The following is a 16,984-nucleotide window of genomic DNA, read 5'->3' as shown; positions in this document are numbered from 1 at the left end:
GCTGCGATCGGCCGGAACGGCCGTAGCGATTTCATTGCCGCCGAAGTTCCTGCGGGACTAATCCCAGCCTTCGGCAGCGGCGACAGGGGCTGTGCCTGTTTGGCATCTTTATCACCCACATCAATCTTGCTATCCAGCCTTCATTCACGCGCCTAGACTCGGCCCATTCCCTATCCCACAGGTATGCCGCCATGTCCGAGACGCTGCTCAGTTCCCGCAATCTGGCCTTCGAACTGTATGAGGTACTCGACGCCGAGGGCCTGACCCAGCGCGAGCGGTTTGCCGAGCACAACCGGGAAACCTTCGACGCCGCCCTGGGCACCGCCCGCAGCATCGCCGAGAAGTTCTTCGCCCCGCACAACCGCAAGGGCGATGAGCACGAGCCACGCTACGAAGACGGCCAGGCGGTGCTGATCCCCGAAGTGAAACCGGCGGTGGATGCGTTCCTCGAAGCCGGCTTCCTGAATGCCGCCCGCAGTTTCGAGGCCGGCGGCATGCAACTGCCAACCCTGCTGTCCCAGGCCTGCTTCGCCCACTTCCAGGCGGCCAACGCGGCCTCGACCTCCTACCCGTTCCTGACCATGGGCGCCGCCAACCTGATCGAGAGCTTCGGCACCGAAGAACAGAAACAACGCTTCCTGCAGCCGATGATCGACGGTCGCTTCTTCGGCACCATGGCCCTGACCGAGCCCCATGCCGGCTCGTCGCTATCGGATATCCGCACCCGTGCCGAACCGGCCGCCGACGGCAGCTACCGGCTCAAGGGCAACAAGATCTTCATTTCCGGCGGCGACCACCCGCTGTCGGAAAACATCGTGCACATGGTCCTGGCCAAGCTGCCGGACGCGCCGCCCGGGGTGAAGGGCATTTCGCTGTTTATCGTGCCCAAGTTCCTGGTCAACGACGACGGCAGCCTGGGGCCGCGCAACGATGTGCTGCTGGCCGGGCTGTTCCACAAGATGGGCTGGCGCGGCACCACCTCCACCGCACTGAACTTCGGCGATAACGGCCAGTGCGTGGGGTATCTGGTGGGCAAGCCCCATCACGGCCTGAGCTACATGTTCCAGATGATGAACGAGGCACGGATCGGCGTCGGCATGGGGGCGGTGATGCTCGGCTACGCCGGCTACCTGTACTCCCTGGAATACGCCCGCGAACGCCCGCAAGGTCGCCTGCCGGACAGCAAGGACCCGAGCACCGCGCCGGTGGCGATCATCCAGCACGCCGATGTGCGGCGCATGTTGCTGACCCAGAAGGCCTACGTCGAAGGCGCCTTCGACCTGGGGCTATACTCGGCGCGGCTGTTCGACGACACCACCACCCTGGCCGATGCGGCCGAGCGCCAGCAGGCCCACGAACTGCTGGACTTGCTGACCCCGATCGTCAAGTCCTGGCCTTCAGAGTTCTGCCTGAAGGCCAACGAACTGGCGATCCAGATTCTCGGCGGCCACGGCTATACCCGGGAGTACCCGGTGGAGCAGTACTACCGCGACAACCGCCTGAACCCGATTCACGAAGGCACCCACGGCATCCAGTCCCTGGACCTGCTGGGACGCAAGCTGGCGCAGAACGGCGGCGCCGGGCTCAAGCGCCTGGTACGGCTGATTGCCGAGACCGGCGAGCGGGCCCGCGCCCATCAATCACTGGACGCCCTGCGCCTGCCCCTGGAACAACTGGTAACGCGCCTGCAAAGCGTGACGCTGGGGTTGCTGGGTGACCTGGCCAGCGGCAAGGTCACCGGCACCCTGGCCAACTCGGCGCTGTATCTGAAAGCCTTCGGCCATGCGGTGATCGGCTGGCGCTGGCTGGAACAGGCCATCCGGGCCGAGGAAGGACTGGCGCGAGCAGTGGCGGCGGATCGGGATTTCTACCTGGGCAAGTTGCAGGCCGCGCGCTACTTCCTGACCTGGGAAGTGCCAGGCTGCCAGCACGAGCTGGCACTGCTGGAAGCGCGGGACGATACCTGCCTGAGCATGCAGGACGCCTGGTTCTGAGGCCACCCAGGAGCGGGCTGCCGACGAAAGCGCCCGGCCTGACGCACCGCGGCGCATGGCTCGCTGGCAAGCCAGCTCCTACACCAGGCGCCATTGCTCCCCGTAGGAGCCGGCTTGCCGGCGAAGGCGCCCGGCCTGACGCACCGCGGCGGGTGGTCAGTGCAGCTTGAAGCCGCCCACCTGTCGGGCCAGGTCCTCGGAGAGGCGCTGCAGGGTCCGGCAGTCTTCACGACAGGCCTGGACTTCGGCCGCGGTGGCCCGGGCCAGATCGGAGATGCCCTGGACATTGCGGTTGATCTCTTCGGTCACCGCCGACTGCTCCTCGGTGGCGGTGGCCACTTGCTGGTTCATGTCGCTGATGTGCTCAACCTGCCCGGTAATCGCTGTCAGCGAAGCCCCGGTCTGCTGGCTGGACTGCACCCCGGTACCCGTGGCCGACTGCCCGGCATGCATGGAGGCCACGGCATTCTCCGCGCCCTGCTTGAGGCTCTGGATCATCTGCTGGATCTCGTCGGTGGAAGCCTGGGTGCGCTGGGCCAGGGTCCGCACTTCGTCCGCCACCACGGCAAAGCCTCGGCCCATTTCCCCGGCACGGGCTGCCTCGATAGCCGCATTGAGGGCCAGCAGGTTGGTCTGCTCGGAGACCCCGCGGATCACCGCCAATACCTGATCGATGGAGGCCACCTGATGCGCCAGTTCACTGACAGCGCTGGCGGCCAGGGCAATTTCCCCGGACATGCTTTCGATGTGCCGGATCGAGCCGTCCACCACCCCCTGGGCCAGCTGGGCCTCATCCCGGGCCGCCTGGGACGCATCGGCCGCCTGCCCGGCATTGCGCGCGATGTCCTGGACGGTCAGCCCCATCTGGTGCACGGCCGTGGCCACCATGTCGGTCATTTCCTGCTGCCGCCCCGAGCGCTCGGCAGTGTTCTCCACCACCGCCGCCACCTGCCCCACGGATGAGCGCAGACGCTCGGTGGTGGCCAGCACTTCGCCGATCATGCCGTGCTGGCTGTCGAGAAAACGATTGAAGCCCCGGGCCAGGTCCCCCAGCTCGTCGGCCCGGCTGGCATCCAGGCGCAGGGTCAGGTCGCCACCACCGCTGCCGATGGCTACCAGCCCGGCGGTCACCTGACGCACCGGCCGCACCAGGCCGCGAGCCAGCCAGATCACCAGCAACAGGCAGACCAGGGCGATAGCCAGGCCGATGCCGGTGGTCAGCCACAAGGTTTGCCGGGCATCGGCGTAGATCTGCGCTTCGGGCACCTCGGCCACCAGCGACCACCCCATGCCCCGCAGTGGCAGGCTCAGGGCCACAAAGTCTTCGCCGTCGCGCACGAACCGGCTGCTGGCCAGCCCCTCGTGCCCCATGACCGCCTGGGCGGCCGACTCGCCGATCTGCTCGGACAGGTGCCGCTTGCCGCTGAACTGCGCCTCGGGGTGAACCTGGATCAATCCGTCGGCGCGCACCAGATAGACCTTGCCGCGCTCGCCGAAGCTGAAGTCATGGATCAATTGCGACAGCGCCTGCATCTTCAGCCCGAGCCCGGCCACCCCCACCAGCTTGCCGTCCTTCTTTACCCGCATGTCGATGAACATCGCCAACTCGCCGGTGGCCACATCGGTGTCGATGTTGAGCAGCCGCGGCTTGTCGCTGTCGATGAAGCTGTAGAACCAGGCGTCCTTGGGATTGGAACGGCTGAGGGTGCGATCCAGCCCCTTCTCGTTGTAGTAGTGGTTGGTCGCGGTGCCCACCATCAAGGTGGTGAAGGCCTGATTTTCGGCGCGGATGCCTTCCAGGTAGTCGACGAACACCTGGGCCTGGGCCGGATCCTCGCCGCCTGCCAGCCAATCGCGCAGCATGCCGTTGCTGGCAATGTCCCGGGCGACCGTCAGCGGCTGGGCGAGGATGCGCTCGATATCGTTGCGCATGGCTTCGATGCTCGAAGGCAGCGCCTTGTCCACCAGGTAGTTCTGGGTCAGGTGGTTGATCACCACGGTGTAGACCGCCACCACCACCAGCAGGCTGACCAGCAGGGCCGAGCCCATGCTGAGGACCAGTTGCCATTGAATACTGCGTCGCCAGAATTGCATGGAACACCTCTTTCTTATTGGTATAAGAGGCTGAAATGTCGCGCCAGCCGCGGAAGGTTGTATACAAACATTAGTTATGTTTGTCCAACATATAACCCTGCGGCTGTGTGCAGTTCCGTCAGTTCTGTTGAATGGTCTTGGCGATGACCTCGACAGTGGCGCTCACTTGCTCTTGATAGCGCTCCAGTTCCTGGGCATGGCGCTTCTGCATCTCGATCTGCTGCGAGCACAGGTTCATCGCCGCCAGCACCAGCAGGCGCTCGCCGATCAGCGTCGGGTACTTCTTCTTGGTGTCGGCCAGGGCCGCCTTGAGCATCAGCGCAGCGTCCATCAGGGTCTGTTCTTCCCCGGCCGGCGCCTTGATCGAGTAATCCTCCCCCAGGATCGAAACGACCTTCACTCCATCGATGTGATGTCTCATGGATTGGCCGGGCTCGCGCTGACACGCTCAACCAGCGCCTGGATGCGGGCAGCGGTGGCGCCTTGCTTTTCTTCCTGCTCCATCAGGCTCAGTTGCAGGCTTTCGTTTTCATCCTTGGCCTGGTCCAGTTGTTCCTTGAGGGCTGCGTTCGTACCGAGCAGTTCCTGGTTCTGTACCACCAGGTCGCTGACCAGCTGTTCCAATTGGCTGAGGGATGCTTCCAACATTTTGATCTTCCGGGCTTTTTGCAAAGGGCGCGTACGATAAAGAAAAGTCACCCTGGATGCCAGGGTTATCCAGGCGCAAAGCCTTGATTTTACTGGCGATGACCCTTCCGCGAGAGCTGTTAGAGACTGTCATTCTGCGCTCCGGTTCCTGACGCCTCGTCGGAGTCTCGGACTTTTATGAACTTTCCCAGTTACGCATAAGAAATTTCTGAAACTGCATCCGCCGGTTCAAGAAGCCATTGTTCAACGCGATAGACAGGTACGTCCCTGATCCTGCCAGCGCAATAAAGCGCTCACCCGAGGTAATGTCCATGTCCCTGCGCTCCCTGAATATTGCCCCGAGGGCCTTCCTCGGATTTGCCCTGATCGGCTGCCTGATGCTGTTTCTCGGGGTGTTCGCCCTGAATCAGATGGGCAAGATCCGCTCAGCCACCGAGCGCATGAGCCAGGACACCATCCCGAGCATCAAGAGCGTCGATGAATTCACCCAGCTCAGCCTGCGCCAACGGGTCCAGGCCTACCGGCTGCTGCTCAACCGCGAACCCCAGGCCCAGCAGCAGACCCTGGATGCCATCGACCAGCGCAACCAGAAGATCGAAGAAGCCCGGGCCCAGTACCTGAAGCTCATCAGCAGCCCCGAGGAGCGCCTTGCCTACGAGCAATACAGCACGCTGCTGAGCCACCACCGGCAGTTGGAGAGCCAACTGATCGAGCTGTCGCACAACAACCAGCTTGAGGCCATGCAACAACTGCTCAATACCGACCTGATGGACAGCGCCGAAAAGATCAACGCGGTCCTCAACCAACTGGTGGAGATCAACAGCCATTACGCCACCGTCGCCGACGATGATGCTGCCGCTCAGTACCGCAGAGCCTTCAATCTGGTGGTGGGGCTGCTGGTGCTGGCCAGCGCCCTGACCCTGCTGTTCGCCTGGCGCCTGATCCGCAGCATCACCCAGCCCATCGCCAATGCCCTGAGGGCCGCCGAAGAGATCGCCGAAGGCAACCTGACCCGCCCCATCACGGTCGATGGCAGCGACGAAGCCGGGCGCCTGCTGCAAGCCATGGTCACGATGCAGGAAAAGCTGCGCGACACCCTGCAGAGTATTTCCGGCTCCGCCCATCAGTTGGCGTCGGCGGCCGAAGAGCTCAACAGCGTCACCGAGGAAGGCGCCCGCGGCCTGACCCAGCAGAACAACGAGATCGAACAGGCCGCCACCGCGGTCAATGAAATGACCAGCGCCGTGGAGGAAGTGGCGCGCAATGCGGTGAGCACCTCCGAAGCCTCGAAGAGCGCCACCACTTCCGCCGGCGACGGCCGCGACCTGGTGCGCGAAACCGTGTCGGCCATCGAGCGCATGAGCTCCGACGTGCAAGGCACCGCCAGCCTGATCGGCGACCTGGCCAACGAGTCCCGGGACATCGGCAAGGTACTGGACGTGATTCGCGGCCTGGCCGACCAGACCAACCTGCTGGCACTCAATGCCGCCATCGAGGCTGCCCGGGCCGGTGAGGCCGGTCGCGGTTTTGCCGTGGTCGCCGACGAAGTCCGCGCCCTGGCACACCGCACCCAGCAGTCCACCAGCGAAATCGAACGCATGATCGGCAGCATCCAGAGCGGCACCGAGCACGCCGTGGACTCCATGCGCAACAGCACCGAACGCGCCGAATCGACCCTGAGCATCGCCCGGGGTGCCGGCCTGTCCCTGGACACCATCAACAGCGCCATCAGCGAAATCAACGAACGCAACCTGGTGATCGCCAGCGCCGCCGAAGAACAGGCCCAGGTGGCCCGGGAAGTGGACCGCAACCTGGTGAACATCCGCGACCTGTCGGTACAGTCCACCACCGGCGCCAACCAGACCCAGGCCGCCAGCAACGAGCTGTCACGCCTGGCGGTCGACCTGAGCAACCTGGTCACCCGATTCAAGCTCTGAAGCCCTTGCGCCCTGCTCCAGCTCCCGCCGTTGAGCGGTGGGGCTGGTAAGGTGGCGCTCAAGGAACTCCAGCAGGCAGGTACCGGACAGGCTTAATCCACGGCAAGACTCAAGACTTTAGTCGTACGACCGATAAGTCACGGTAGAGTCAGTCTCAAGCCCCGCACGGATGCGCCCTTTTTGGTACCTACCATGTCCCTTCGTAATATGAATATCGCTCCGCGGGCCTTCCTCGGCTTCGCCATGATCGGCGGCTTGATGCTGATCCTCGGGGTGTTCGCCCTGAACCAGATGAGCAAGATCCGCGGTGCCGCCGAAGACATCACCCTGAGCAGCGTGCCGAGCATCAAGAGCCTCGACGAATTCACCCAACTGACCCTGCGCCTGCGGGTGCTGTCCTACCGTTTGCTGGTCAACCGCGAACCGGACGTACAACAAAAGACCGTGGAACTGCTGGAGATGCGCAACCAGCAGATCCGCACAGCCCAGGCGACCTATGAAAAGCTGATCAGCAGCCCGGCGGAAAAAGCCGCCTACGACCAGTACGTGCAGTTGCTGGGCCAGTACCGGCAGATCGAAGAGCGGATGAAGAGCCTGTCGCGCAACAATCAGGTGGATGAGCTGCGCAACTTGCTCAACACCGAACTGCTGAACAACTCCGAAGCCATGAACACCGTGCTCAACCGGCTGCTGGAGATCAACACCCAGCAGACCGTGGACACCAACCAGAAAGCCGCCGAGCAGTACTCCTCGGCCTTCAACCTGGTGGTGGCGCTGCTGGTACTGGCTACTGGCCTGACCTTCCTCTTCGCCTGGCTGCTGACCCGCAGCATCACCCTGCCCATCGCCAACGCCCTGGGCGCCGCCGAGGAAATCGCCGAGGGCAACCTGACCCGGCCGATCAAGGTCGATGGCAGTGACGAGGCCGGGCGCCTGTTGCAGGCCATGGCCAAGATGCAGGAAAAACTGCGCGACACCCTGCAGCGCATCTCCGGTTCCGCCACCCAGTTGGCTTCGGCGGCTGAAGAGCTCAACAGCGTCACCGAGGAAAGCGCCCGCGGCCTGACCCAGCAGAACAACGAGATCGAGCAGGCCGCCACCGCGGTCAATGAAATGACCAGCGCCGTGGAAGAAGTGGCGCGCAATGCGGTGAGCACCTCCGAAGCCTCGAAGAATGCCACCGCCTCCGCCGGCGACGGCCGCGACCTGGTGCAGGAAACCGTGTCGGCCATCGAGCGCATGAGTTCCGACGTGCAGGGCACCGCCAGCCTGATCGGCGATCTGGCCAACGAGTCCCGGGACATCGGCAAGGTACTGGACGTGATTCGCGGCCTGGCCGACCAGACCAACCTGCTGGCCCTCAATGCCGCCATCGAGGCCGCCCGTGCCGGTGAGGCCGGTCGCGGTTTTGCCGTGGTCGCCGACGAAGTCCGCGCCCTGGCCCACCGCACCCAGCAGTCCACCAGCGAAATCGAACGCATGATCGGCAGCATCCAGAGCGGCACCGAGCACGCCGTGGATTCCATGCGCAACAGCACCGAACGCGCCGAATCGACCCTGAATATCGCCCGGGGTGCCGGCCTGTCCCTGGACACCATCAACAGCGCCATCATCGAGATCAACGAACGCAACCTGGTGATCGCCAGCGCCGCTGAAGAACAGGCCCAGGTGGCCCGGGAAGTGGACCGCAACCTGGTGAACATCCGCGACTTGTCGGTGCAGTCCTCCACCGGTGCCAACCAGACCAGTGCAGCCAGCAACGAGCTGTCGCGCCTGGCCGTGGACCTCAACGGCATGGTTGCCCGCTTCCGCCTCTGAAACACCCCGCCAGCCCTGGATGGCGCCGGTAAAACGGCGCCGGAATTCGCACCTGGGGAATCCGCCACTGTCGCCAAAAGCTTTTTGACAGTGGCGTATTTCAACAGGTTAGAATCGCTGGCACGCAGACTGCATGGTCAGCCTGCGCCCGCCTTTTTCGCCCTGGAGTACTGCCTTTGAATGCGACGACCATCAACAGCCTGTTCTTGATCGGCGCGTTGCTGGTAGGTGCGAGCATTCTGGTGAGTTCACTTTCATCGCGCCTGGGCATCCCGATCCTGGTGATCATCCTGGCCGTGGGCATGACCGCCGGGGTGGACGGTGGCGGCATCATCTTCGACAACTACCCGACCGCCTACCTGGTGGGCAACCTGGCCCTGGCCGTGATCCTGCTGGACGGCGGCCTGCGTACCCGGGTCGCGAGCTTCCGCGTGGCCCTGTGGCCGGCGCTGTCCCTGGCCACGGTGGGGGTGCTGATCACCACTGGCCTGACCGGCATGGCAGCCGCCTGGCTGTTCGACCTCAACCTGATCCAGGGCCTGCTGATCGGCGCCATCGTCGGCTCCACCGACGCCGCCGCGGTGTTCTCGCTGCTGGGGGGCAAGGGCCTCAACGAGCGGGTCACCGCCAGCCTGGAGATCGAATCCGGCAGCAACGACCCGATGGCGGTGTTCCTCACCGTGACCCTGATCGACATGCTCGCCAGCGGCCACACCGGCCTGCACTGGAGCCTGCTGACGGACCTGATCCGCGAGTTCGGCATCGGGGCGGTGATCGGCCTGGGCGGTGGCTGGCTGATGTTGCAACTGGTCAACCGCATCCACCTGGCCACCGGCCTGTACCCGATCCTGGTGGTGGCCGGCGGCCTGGTGGTGTTCGCCCTGACCAACGCCCTGCACGGCAGCGGCTTCCTCGCCGTGTACCTGTGCGGCCTGGTGATCGGCAACCGCCCGGTACGCAGCCGCCACGGCATCCTGCACATGCTCGACGGCATGGCCTGGCTGGCACAGATCGGCATGTTCCTGGTGCTGGGGCTGCTGGTCACCCCCCACGACTTGCTGCCCATCGCCCTGCCGGCCCTGGGCCTGGCGCTGTGGATGATCCTGTTCGCCCGACCGCTGTCGGTGCTGGTGGGCCTGGCGCCGTTCAAGGCCTTCCATGGCCGGGAAAAGGCCTTCATTTCCTGGGTCGGGCTGCGCGGTGCGGTACCGATCATTCTCGCGGTGTTCCCGCTGATGGCCGGGCTGCCCAATGCCCAGCTGTACTTCAACCTGGCGTTCTTCATCGTCCTGATCTCGCTGCTGGTGCAGGGCACCAGCCTGCCGTGGGTGGCCAAGTGGCTGAAGGTGACGGTTCCACCGGAGCCGGCACCGATCTCCCGGGCGGCCCTGGAGGTCCACGTCACCAGCGAGTGGGAGCTGTTCGTCTACCGCCTGGGGGCGGAGAAATGGTGCATCGGCGCCGCCCTGCGGGAGCTGAAAATGCCCGAGGGCACGCGCATCGCCGCACTGTTTCGTGGCCAGCAACTGCTCCATCCGTCGGGTAGTACGGTGCTCGAAGCCGACGATCTGCTGTGCGTGATCGGCCATGAACACAACCTCCCGGCCCTGGGCAAACTCTTCAGCCAGGCTCCGGAACGCGGCCTGGACCTGCGCTTCTTCGGTGACTTCGTGCTCGAGGGCGATGCCCAGCTGGGCGCGGTCTCGGCGCTCTACGGGCTCAAGCTCGACGGCCAGGACGCAGACATGCCGCTGGGCGCCTTCATCGCCCAGAAGGTCGGTGGTGCACCGGTGGTCGGCGACCAGGTGGAATGGAACAACACCATCTGGACCGTGGCCGTGATGGACGGGAACAAGATCGGCAAGGTCGGCGTCAGATTCCCCGAAGGAAGTCGCCCCGGCCCCGGACTCTTCCTCTAAACTGCGGAACGCGTCAGCCCCCGGCATGGCGCCCCCTATTCCTACTTGCTTGACCGACCTCTATGCCTATCCTGCGTAAATTTTTCGCTGTTGCCCTGCTGGGCCTGAGCCTCTCTGTCGGCGCGGTACAGGGCGGTGACCCGCCCAGCGTCGAGGCGGTCCAGCAGAGCCTGGACAAGATCGCCGAGCGCAAACTGCCGGAGGCCGACCAGAAGGCCCTGCAGACCCTGCTGCAGAACACCCTGAACCAGCTGGCCAACAAGCAGAACTATGAGCAGCGCCTGAGCGATCTCAAGCAGCAATTGAGCAATGCCCCGCGCCAGACATCGGAAAACCAGCGCGAACTGGCCCGCCTGAAAGCCAGCAAAGTGGTCCCGGTGATCCAGCGCTACGGCTCATTGCCGGTATCGCAGCTCGAACAGCTGCTGACCGAGCGCACCAGCCTGCAGGGCGACCTGCAAAAGGCCCTGGCCGACGCCAATACCCTGGACATCACCGCCCAGACCCGCCCCGAGCGCGCCCAGGCGGAGATCAGCAGCAGCCAGACGCGCATCCTGCAGATCAACGCCGCACTCAAATCCGGCAAGGACGGCGGCAAGCTGCTCAGCGCCGACCAGCGCAACCTGCTCAACGCCGAGCTGGCAGCGATCAACGCGCTGATCCCCCTGCGCCGCCAGGAACTGGCCGGCAACAGCCAATTGCAGGATCTGGGCAGTAGCCAGCATGACCTGCTGATGGAAAAGACCGCGCGCCTGGAGCAGGAAATCCAGGACCTGCAGACCCTGATCAACCAGAAGCGCCTGGCCCAGTCCCAGGAAACCGTGACCCAGCAGTCCATCGAGGCGCAGAAGGCCGGGAGCAGCAGCCTGCTGGCCACCGAGAGCGCCAGCAACCTCAGGCTCTCCGACTACCTGCTCAAAAGCACCGACCGCCTCAACGAACTGACCCAGCAGAACCTGCTGACCAAGCAGCAGCTGGACAGCGTGACCCAGAGCGATGCGGCCCTGGACGAGCAGATCAACGTGCTCAAGGGCAGCCTGCTGCTGTCGAAGATCCTCTATAAACAGAAGCAGGCCCTGCCGCGCCTGAAACTGGACCGCGACCTGGCGGACGAAATCGCCGATATCCGCCTCTATCAGTTCGAAGTCAATCAACAGCGCGAGCTGCTGGGCAGCCCCAGCACCTACGTCGACAACCTGCTCAAGAACCAACCCCCGGAACAGGTCACGCCACAACTGCGCCGGACCCTGATCGATCTCGCCATCACCCGCGCCGACCTGCTGGAACGCCTGAACCGCGAGCTGAGCGCGCTGCTCAATGAATCCATCACCCTGCAGTTGAACCAGAAGCAGCTGCTCAGCACCTCCCAGAGCCTGCGAGCGACCCTCGACGAGCAGATGTTCTGGATCCCCAGCAACAAGCCGCTGGACGCCGAGTGGCTGCAAAGCGTCCCCGTGCGCCTGGAGCGCCAGGTCACTACCCTGCCCTGGGCCTCCAGCCTCAGCGAACTGACCGACGGCCTGGCCCAGCGGCCACTGCTGTTCCTGCCCCTGGCGCTGCTGTTCGGCGCCCTGCTGTGGCGGCGCAAGGCCCTGTATGCGCGCCTGAACAAGGTGCACAGGGACATCGGCCATTTCAAACGCGACAGCCAGTGGCACACACCGCTGGCGATCCTGGTGAACATCCTCCTGGCGATGCCGGTGACCCTGGTCCTGGCCCTGTGCGGCTACGCCCTGCAGATCGACGCCCGTGGGCAGAACGCCAACCTCGGCGCCGCGCTGCTGCAGATCGCCCAGGCCTGGCTGGTGTTCTATACCGCCTATCGGATCCTCGCCCCCGGCGGCGTGGCGGAACTGCATTTCCGCTGGGAAAAACCCCAGGTGGAATTCCTCCAGGGCTGGGTCCGCCGCCTGGGGCTGGTGGTCCTGGCACTGGTGGCCGTGGTGGCGGTGGCCGAGCACCAACCCGCGGCCCTGGCCGAGGACGTGCTGGGCATCGCCGTGGTGCTGACCTGCTATGCACTGATGGCCTGGCTGCTGAGCCGCCTGCTGCTGAGCAGCCCGACCCACCAGAACACCTCGCTGTTCCGCAAGGCCGTGGGCGTGCTCTTCACCCTGCTGCCGATCGCCCTGTTCATCGCCGTGTGCTTCGGCTACTACTACACCGCCCTGAAACTCAGCGACCGGCTGATCAACACCCTGTACCTGCTGATGTTCTGGCTGGTGATCGAGGCCACCTTCGTCCGCGGCCTGAGCGTGGCGGCCCGGCGCCTGGCCTACCAGCGCGCGCTGAGCAAGCGCCAGGCCGCCAAGGAAGCCGGGGAAAGCGGCGAGGCGGTGGTGGAAGAGCCGACCCTGGATATCGAGAAGGTCAACGAGCAATCCCTGCGCCTGATCCGCCTGGCCCTGCTGGGCGGCTTCATGGCGGCGCTGTACTGGGTATGGGCAGACCTGATCACGGTGTTCTCCTACCTGGACAACGTCACCCTCTACGAATACACCAGCGGCACCGGCGCCAACATGAGCATGGTGCCCATCAGCATCGGCGACGTCATCGGCGCGCTGATCATCGTCGGCATCACCTTCGCCCTGGCGCGCAACCTGCCTGGCCTGCTGGAGGTACTGGTGCTGTCCAAGCTGGACCTGGCCCAGGGCAGCGCCTATGCCACCACCACCCTGCTGTCCTACGCCATCGCCGGGATAGGTTTCGTCGCCACCCTGTCGACCCTGGGGGTCAGCTGGGACAAGCTGCAATGGCTGGTGGCCGCCTTGTCCGTGGGCCTGGGCTTCGGCATGCAGGCGATCTTCGCCAACTTCATCTCCGGCATCATCATCCTGTTCGAGCGCCCGGTACGGATCGGCGACACCATCACCATCGGCAACCTGTCGGGCACCGTGAGCAAGATCCGCATCCGCGCCACCACCATCACCGACTTCGACCGCAAGGACATCATCGTCCCCAACCAGACCTTCATCACCGGGCAGTTGATCAACTGGTCGCTGACCGACACCATCACCCGGGTGACCCTCAAGCTCGGTGTCGACTACGGTTCGGACCTGGACCTGGTCAAGGAACTGCTGCTCAAGGCCGCCCGGGAGAACCCGCGGGTCCTCAAGGAGCCGGAACCCCATGTGTACTTCCTGAACTTCGGTGAAAGCACCCTGGACCATGAGCTGCGCATGCACGTGCGCGAGCTGGGGGACCGCAACCCGGTGGTCGACGAAGTCAACCGCTTCATCAACCGCGAGTTCAAGAAACAGCACATCAACATCTCGTTCCGGCAGATGGAGGTCTACCTGAAGAACCTCCACGGCCAGGAATACAAGATGGTGCCCATCGAACCCGAGGCCAAGACCATAGTCCCGGTGGCCGAGGGCAAGCCGCTGCAGGAACCGCCGGCCAGCAAACTCGACTAAGGCCTCTTTCCCCAGCAGAATACTCGGACATTCTGCTGGGAGATGGCCGTTGAAAGCCCTCGACGAACTGACCTTCGACAACCGCTTCGCCCGCCTGGGCGACGCCTTCTCGACCCACGTACTGCCCGAACCCCTCGACCACCCGCGGCTGGTGGCCGCCAGCCCTGGCGCCATGGCGCTGCTGGACCTGGACCCGGCCGTGGCCGAAACCCCGGTGTTCGCCGAACTGTTCGGCGGGCACAAGCTGTGGGCCGAGGCCGAGCCCCGGGCGATGGTCTATTCCGGGCATCAGTTCGGCTCCTACAACCCGCAATTGGGGGACGGCCGCGGGCTGCTGCTGGGCGAGGTCTACAACCAGGCGGGAGAACACTGGGACCTGCACCTGAAGGGCGCCGGCCAGACGCCCTATTCGCGCATGGGCGATGGCCGCGCGGTGCTGCGCTCGTCGATCCGCGAATTCCTTGCCTCCGAGGCCCTGCATGCCCTGGGCATTCCCAGCAGCCGCGCACTGTGCGTGATCGGCTCGGACACTCCGGTATGGCGCGAGAAGCAGGAGCGCGGGGCCATGGTCCTGCGCCTGGCACCGAGCCATATCCGCTTCGGCCATTTCGAGTATTTCTACTACACCAAGAAACCCGAGCAGCAGAAGCAGTTGGGGGAGCATGTACTGGCCCTGCATTTCCCCGAGTGCCAAGAGCTGCCTGAACCCTATCTGGCGATGTTTCGCGAGATCGTCGAGCGCAATGCCGAGCTGATTGCCAAATGGCAGGCCTATGGCTTCTGCCACGGGGTGATGAACACCGACAACATGTCGATCCTGGGCATCACCTTCGACTTCGGCCCCTTCGCCTTCCTCGACGATTTCGACGCCCACTTCATCTGCAACCACTCGGACGATCAGGGGCGCTACTCCTTCAGCAACCAGGTACCCATCGGCCAGTGGAACCTCAGCGCCCTGGCCCAGGCCCTGACCCCGTTCATCAGTGTCGAGGCGCTGCGCGAAAGCCTGGGCCTGTTCCTGCCGCTGTACCAGGCCCACTACCTGGACCTGATGCGCCGGCGCCTGGGCTTCACCCAGGCCGAGGACGACGACCAGAAGCTCGTGGAACGCCTGCTGCAACTGATGCAGAACAGCGGCGTCGACTACAGCCTGTTCTTCCGCCGGCTGGGGGAGCACGCCCCGGAGCAGGCGCTGGCACGGCTGCGGGACGACTTCGTCGATCGCAACGGCTTCGACGCCTGGGCCGGGCTGTACCGGGAACGGGTCGCCCGCGATCCGATCCAGGGCCAGGACCTGCGCCGCGCGCGCATGCACGCGGTCAACCCGCTGTACATCCTGCGCAACTATTTAGCGCAGAAGGCCATCGACGCCGCAGAAGCCGGGGACTACAGCGAAGTGCGCCGCCTGCATCAGGTGCTGAGCCGGCCTTTCGAGGAACAGCCCGGCATGAACAGCTACGCCGAACGCCCGCCGGAGTGGGGCAAGCACCTGGAAATCAGCTGTTCGTCCTGAGTCGGGCGAAGCTGTCCATCGATACCTTCAAGCCCTAGGCCAACCTGCGGACCTGCCGCAGGTTGAGCCGGCACTTGCCGTCCAGCGCTGGCTCAACCTGGGATTGCGCATGGACCCGCCACTGACGGGCAGGGATAATGCGCGCCCTGATTTCCAGTACCTGCAAGGATGCACATGAACCTGTTCTTCACCCTGGCCACCCTCGCCCTGGCCGTCTTCAGCCTGGTGTCGATCGTCATCTACCTGAGCCGCCGCGCCAAGTACCGCATGAACCTGCAGGACCTGCACCTGCACGGTAAGGCGCACCGCAGCATTACCCAGGCCGAACTGGACGAGCTGGCCAAACAGACCGCCAGCCTGCAACGCATCCAGGGCAGCGGCGGTATGTCCTACAAGCCGATCAGCGACAGCGTCTATCTGATTAGCGGCGGCACCGCGAGCGACGGGCTGGAACTGCAGGTCCAGTCGGTGAAACACATGTCGATCGCCGGTATTCCCGTGGAATTTCCCTTCCCGATGGAAAGCTTCCTGGCCGACAACAACCAGGCCGAAGTGGTGATCGCCAAGAAGTTCGCCGTGGTCATCGGCCTCAACGGACATCGCCTGGCCCAATGACGCACTGGCGGCCTGGCTGCCACCTTCACCGCTCGCCCATGCCCCGAGCCCTGCCACCATCGCTGCCCTGCAAGAGTCCGCCATGAAACGTCGCTACCTGCTGCTGTTGCCCCTGCTGCTGTCGCTGGCCGGGTGCAAGGAAGACTTCGCCACCCTGCACTTCCAGGAGTCGGTGCGCTCCGACCCCAAGGCCGGCCCGCAATACTCCGACCAGTTGGTGCACGAGGCGTACAAACACAGCATTTACACCGCGCTCGGCGCCCAGGGCCTGGACCCGGACGCCATCGCCCTGGAGCGGGACCAGGAGGACGACAAGGTCATTCACCTGCGCCTGGTGGACTACTCCCTGAGCCCGGAACAACGGGGCAGCCTCAAGGCCATCCTCGAACAGGTCGTCAGCGCGCGAAATGCCAGCTCGATGAACCTGCGCCTGGAGCTGGACAACGCCCATGCCAAGGTCACCCCTTCCGGCACCAGCGACCTGCCGGACAACATCGACGCCACCCTGGCGTTCGAGCCGGAGTTCGGCATGCTGCTGGACCGCAGCTACGAAGACAGCATGCAGGCCATCGTCAACGCGAGCGAAATCGAAGGCCCGGTCAGTTGCAAGATCACCGCGCGCCTGGCCATGCCCAGGCCCTTGAAACTGATCGCCTACGAAGCCCTTGAACAGGACAACAGCGAGCGCGGCCTGATCTCCTTGCTGACCCGCGGCGGCAGCATTGCCAAGGTGCCACTCAAGGTGCATTTCGATGACCCGGACCTGAACCGGCTCCTGCAGCACAAAACCGTCCAGGCCTGGCCATCCAGCTCGAAGATCACCCGGCCCGCCCCGGTGCCCCTTGACGAATTCGCCATCGTCATCGGCTCCATCGGCGTCCAGACCCTGACCTCGGCCCTGGCCTTCGACACCCGCAAGGACGAGCTGCAAGCGCTGTGCGAGCAGAAGATGCAGACCCTGGGCCGGCCGTTCACCTTTCACATGGGCCGGACCCTGGATCGCCTGACCAGCGTCGACTACCGCTAACAG

The 16,984-nt window shown here is 64.5% G+C and carries 11 protein-coding genes and 3 pseudogenes; 10 read left to right on the top strand and 4 right to left on the bottom strand.

Translation table 11 applies throughout. From position 1 onward, the window contains the following. Positions 1-191: 191 nt before the first annotated feature. Positions 192-1,994 carry an acyl-CoA dehydrogenase gene (locus tag A9971_RS13005; protein ID WP_183000682.1) on the top strand — a complete coding sequence of 601 codons (1,803 nt, stop codon included), beginning with the start codon at positions 192-194 and terminating at the stop codon, positions 1,992-1,994. 156 nt (positions 1,995-2,150) lie between these two features. On the opposite strand, the gene A9971_RS33180 is transcribed toward A9971_RS13005, so the two are convergent. The 4 genes and pseudogenes from A9971_RS33180 to A9971_RS12990 all read right to left on the bottom strand — a co-directional run bounded on the left by A9971_RS33180 (position 2,151) and on the right by A9971_RS12990 (position 4,736). Further along, positions 2,151-2,882, bottom strand: a complete 732-nt coding sequence (locus tag A9971_RS33180; protein WP_370059465.1) for a methyl-accepting chemotaxis protein — start codon at positions 2,880-2,882, stop codon at positions 2,151-2,153. Between the two features lie 135 nt (positions 2,883-3,017). Then, positions 3,018-4,043, bottom strand: a pseudogene (locus tag A9971_RS33175) (cache domain-containing protein); the annotation flags it as partial. A 163-nt stretch (positions 4,044-4,206) separates the two neighbouring features. Further along, the gene (locus A9971_RS12995; RefSeq protein WP_011058865.1) at positions 4,207-4,509 is read right to left on the bottom strand and encodes a cell division protein ZapA; all 303 of its coding nucleotides are present in this window, start codon (positions 4,507-4,509) and stop codon (positions 4,207-4,209) included. Beyond that, on the bottom strand, positions 4,506-4,736 hold the full coding sequence (locus tag A9971_RS12990) for a hypothetical protein (protein ID WP_015633896.1): 231 nt from the start codon (positions 4,734-4,736) through the stop codon (positions 4,506-4,508). Before A9971_RS12990 ends, A9971_RS12995 begins: the two co-directional genes overlap by 4 nt. Positions 4,737-5,041: 305 nt before the next feature. On the opposite strand from A9971_RS12990, the pseudogene A9971_RS33170 reads away from it, so the two are divergent. The 9 genes and pseudogenes from A9971_RS33170 to A9971_RS12955 form a co-directional block, all read left to right on the top strand. Then, a pseudogene (locus A9971_RS33170) lies at positions 5,042-5,818 on the top strand (MCP four helix bundle domain-containing protein); the annotation flags it as partial. Further along, positions 5,801-6,673 (top strand): methyl-accepting chemotaxis protein, encoded by an 873-nt coding sequence (locus A9971_RS33165; RefSeq protein WP_404944721.1) that lies wholly within the window; start codon positions 5,801-5,803, stop codon positions 6,671-6,673. The pseudogene A9971_RS33170 and the gene A9971_RS33165, both read left to right, overlap by 18 nt. A 192-nt stretch (positions 6,674-6,865) precedes the next feature. Beyond that, positions 6,866-7,588 (top strand): annotated as a pseudogene (locus A9971_RS33160) (MCP four helix bundle domain-containing protein); the annotation flags it as partial. Positions 7,589-7,618: 30 nt separating this feature from the next. After that, complete coding sequence (locus tag A9971_RS33155; RefSeq protein WP_370059463.1) at positions 7,619-8,491, top strand: methyl-accepting chemotaxis protein; 873 nt, start codon at positions 7,619-7,621, stop codon at positions 8,489-8,491. Between the two features lie 176 nt (positions 8,492-8,667). Then, on the top strand, positions 8,668-10,410 hold the full coding sequence (locus A9971_RS12975; RefSeq protein ID WP_011058861.1) for a potassium/proton antiporter: 1,743 nt from the start codon (positions 8,668-8,670) through the stop codon (positions 10,408-10,410). A 62-nt stretch (positions 10,411-10,472) separates the two neighbouring features. Continuing rightward, entirely contained in the window at positions 10,473-13,826 is a 3,354-nt protein-coding gene (gene mscK / locus A9971_RS12970; RefSeq protein ID WP_183000679.1) for a mechanosensitive channel MscK, read from the top strand. Positions 13,827-13,875: 49 nt separating this feature from the next. Beyond that, the gene (selO, locus tag A9971_RS12965; RefSeq protein ID WP_183000678.1) at positions 13,876-15,339 is read left to right on the top strand and encodes a protein adenylyltransferase SelO; all 1,464 of its coding nucleotides are present in this window, start codon (positions 13,876-13,878) and stop codon (positions 15,337-15,339) included. A 174-nt stretch (positions 15,340-15,513) separates the two neighbouring features. Next, on the top strand, positions 15,514-15,954 hold the full coding sequence (locus A9971_RS12960; RefSeq protein ID WP_183000677.1) for an IgaA/UmoB family intracellular growth attenuator: 441 nt from the start codon (positions 15,514-15,516) through the stop codon (positions 15,952-15,954). Between the two features lie 82 nt (positions 15,955-16,036). Beyond that, the gene (locus A9971_RS12955) at positions 16,037-16,981 is read left to right on the top strand and encodes a hypothetical protein (protein ID WP_019095201.1); all 945 of its coding nucleotides are present in this window, start codon (positions 16,037-16,039) and stop codon (positions 16,979-16,981) included. Positions 16,982-16,984 lie beyond the last annotated feature (3 nt).

It is taken from the genome of Pseudomonas sp. UME65 (assembly GCF_014170225.1).
GTDB lineage: Bacteria > Pseudomonadota > Gammaproteobacteria > Pseudomonadales > Pseudomonadaceae > Aquipseudomonas > Aquipseudomonas protegens.
The sequence above is the reverse complement of the archived record's forward strand: the minus strand, read 5'-3'. Positions and strand labels throughout refer to the sequence as shown.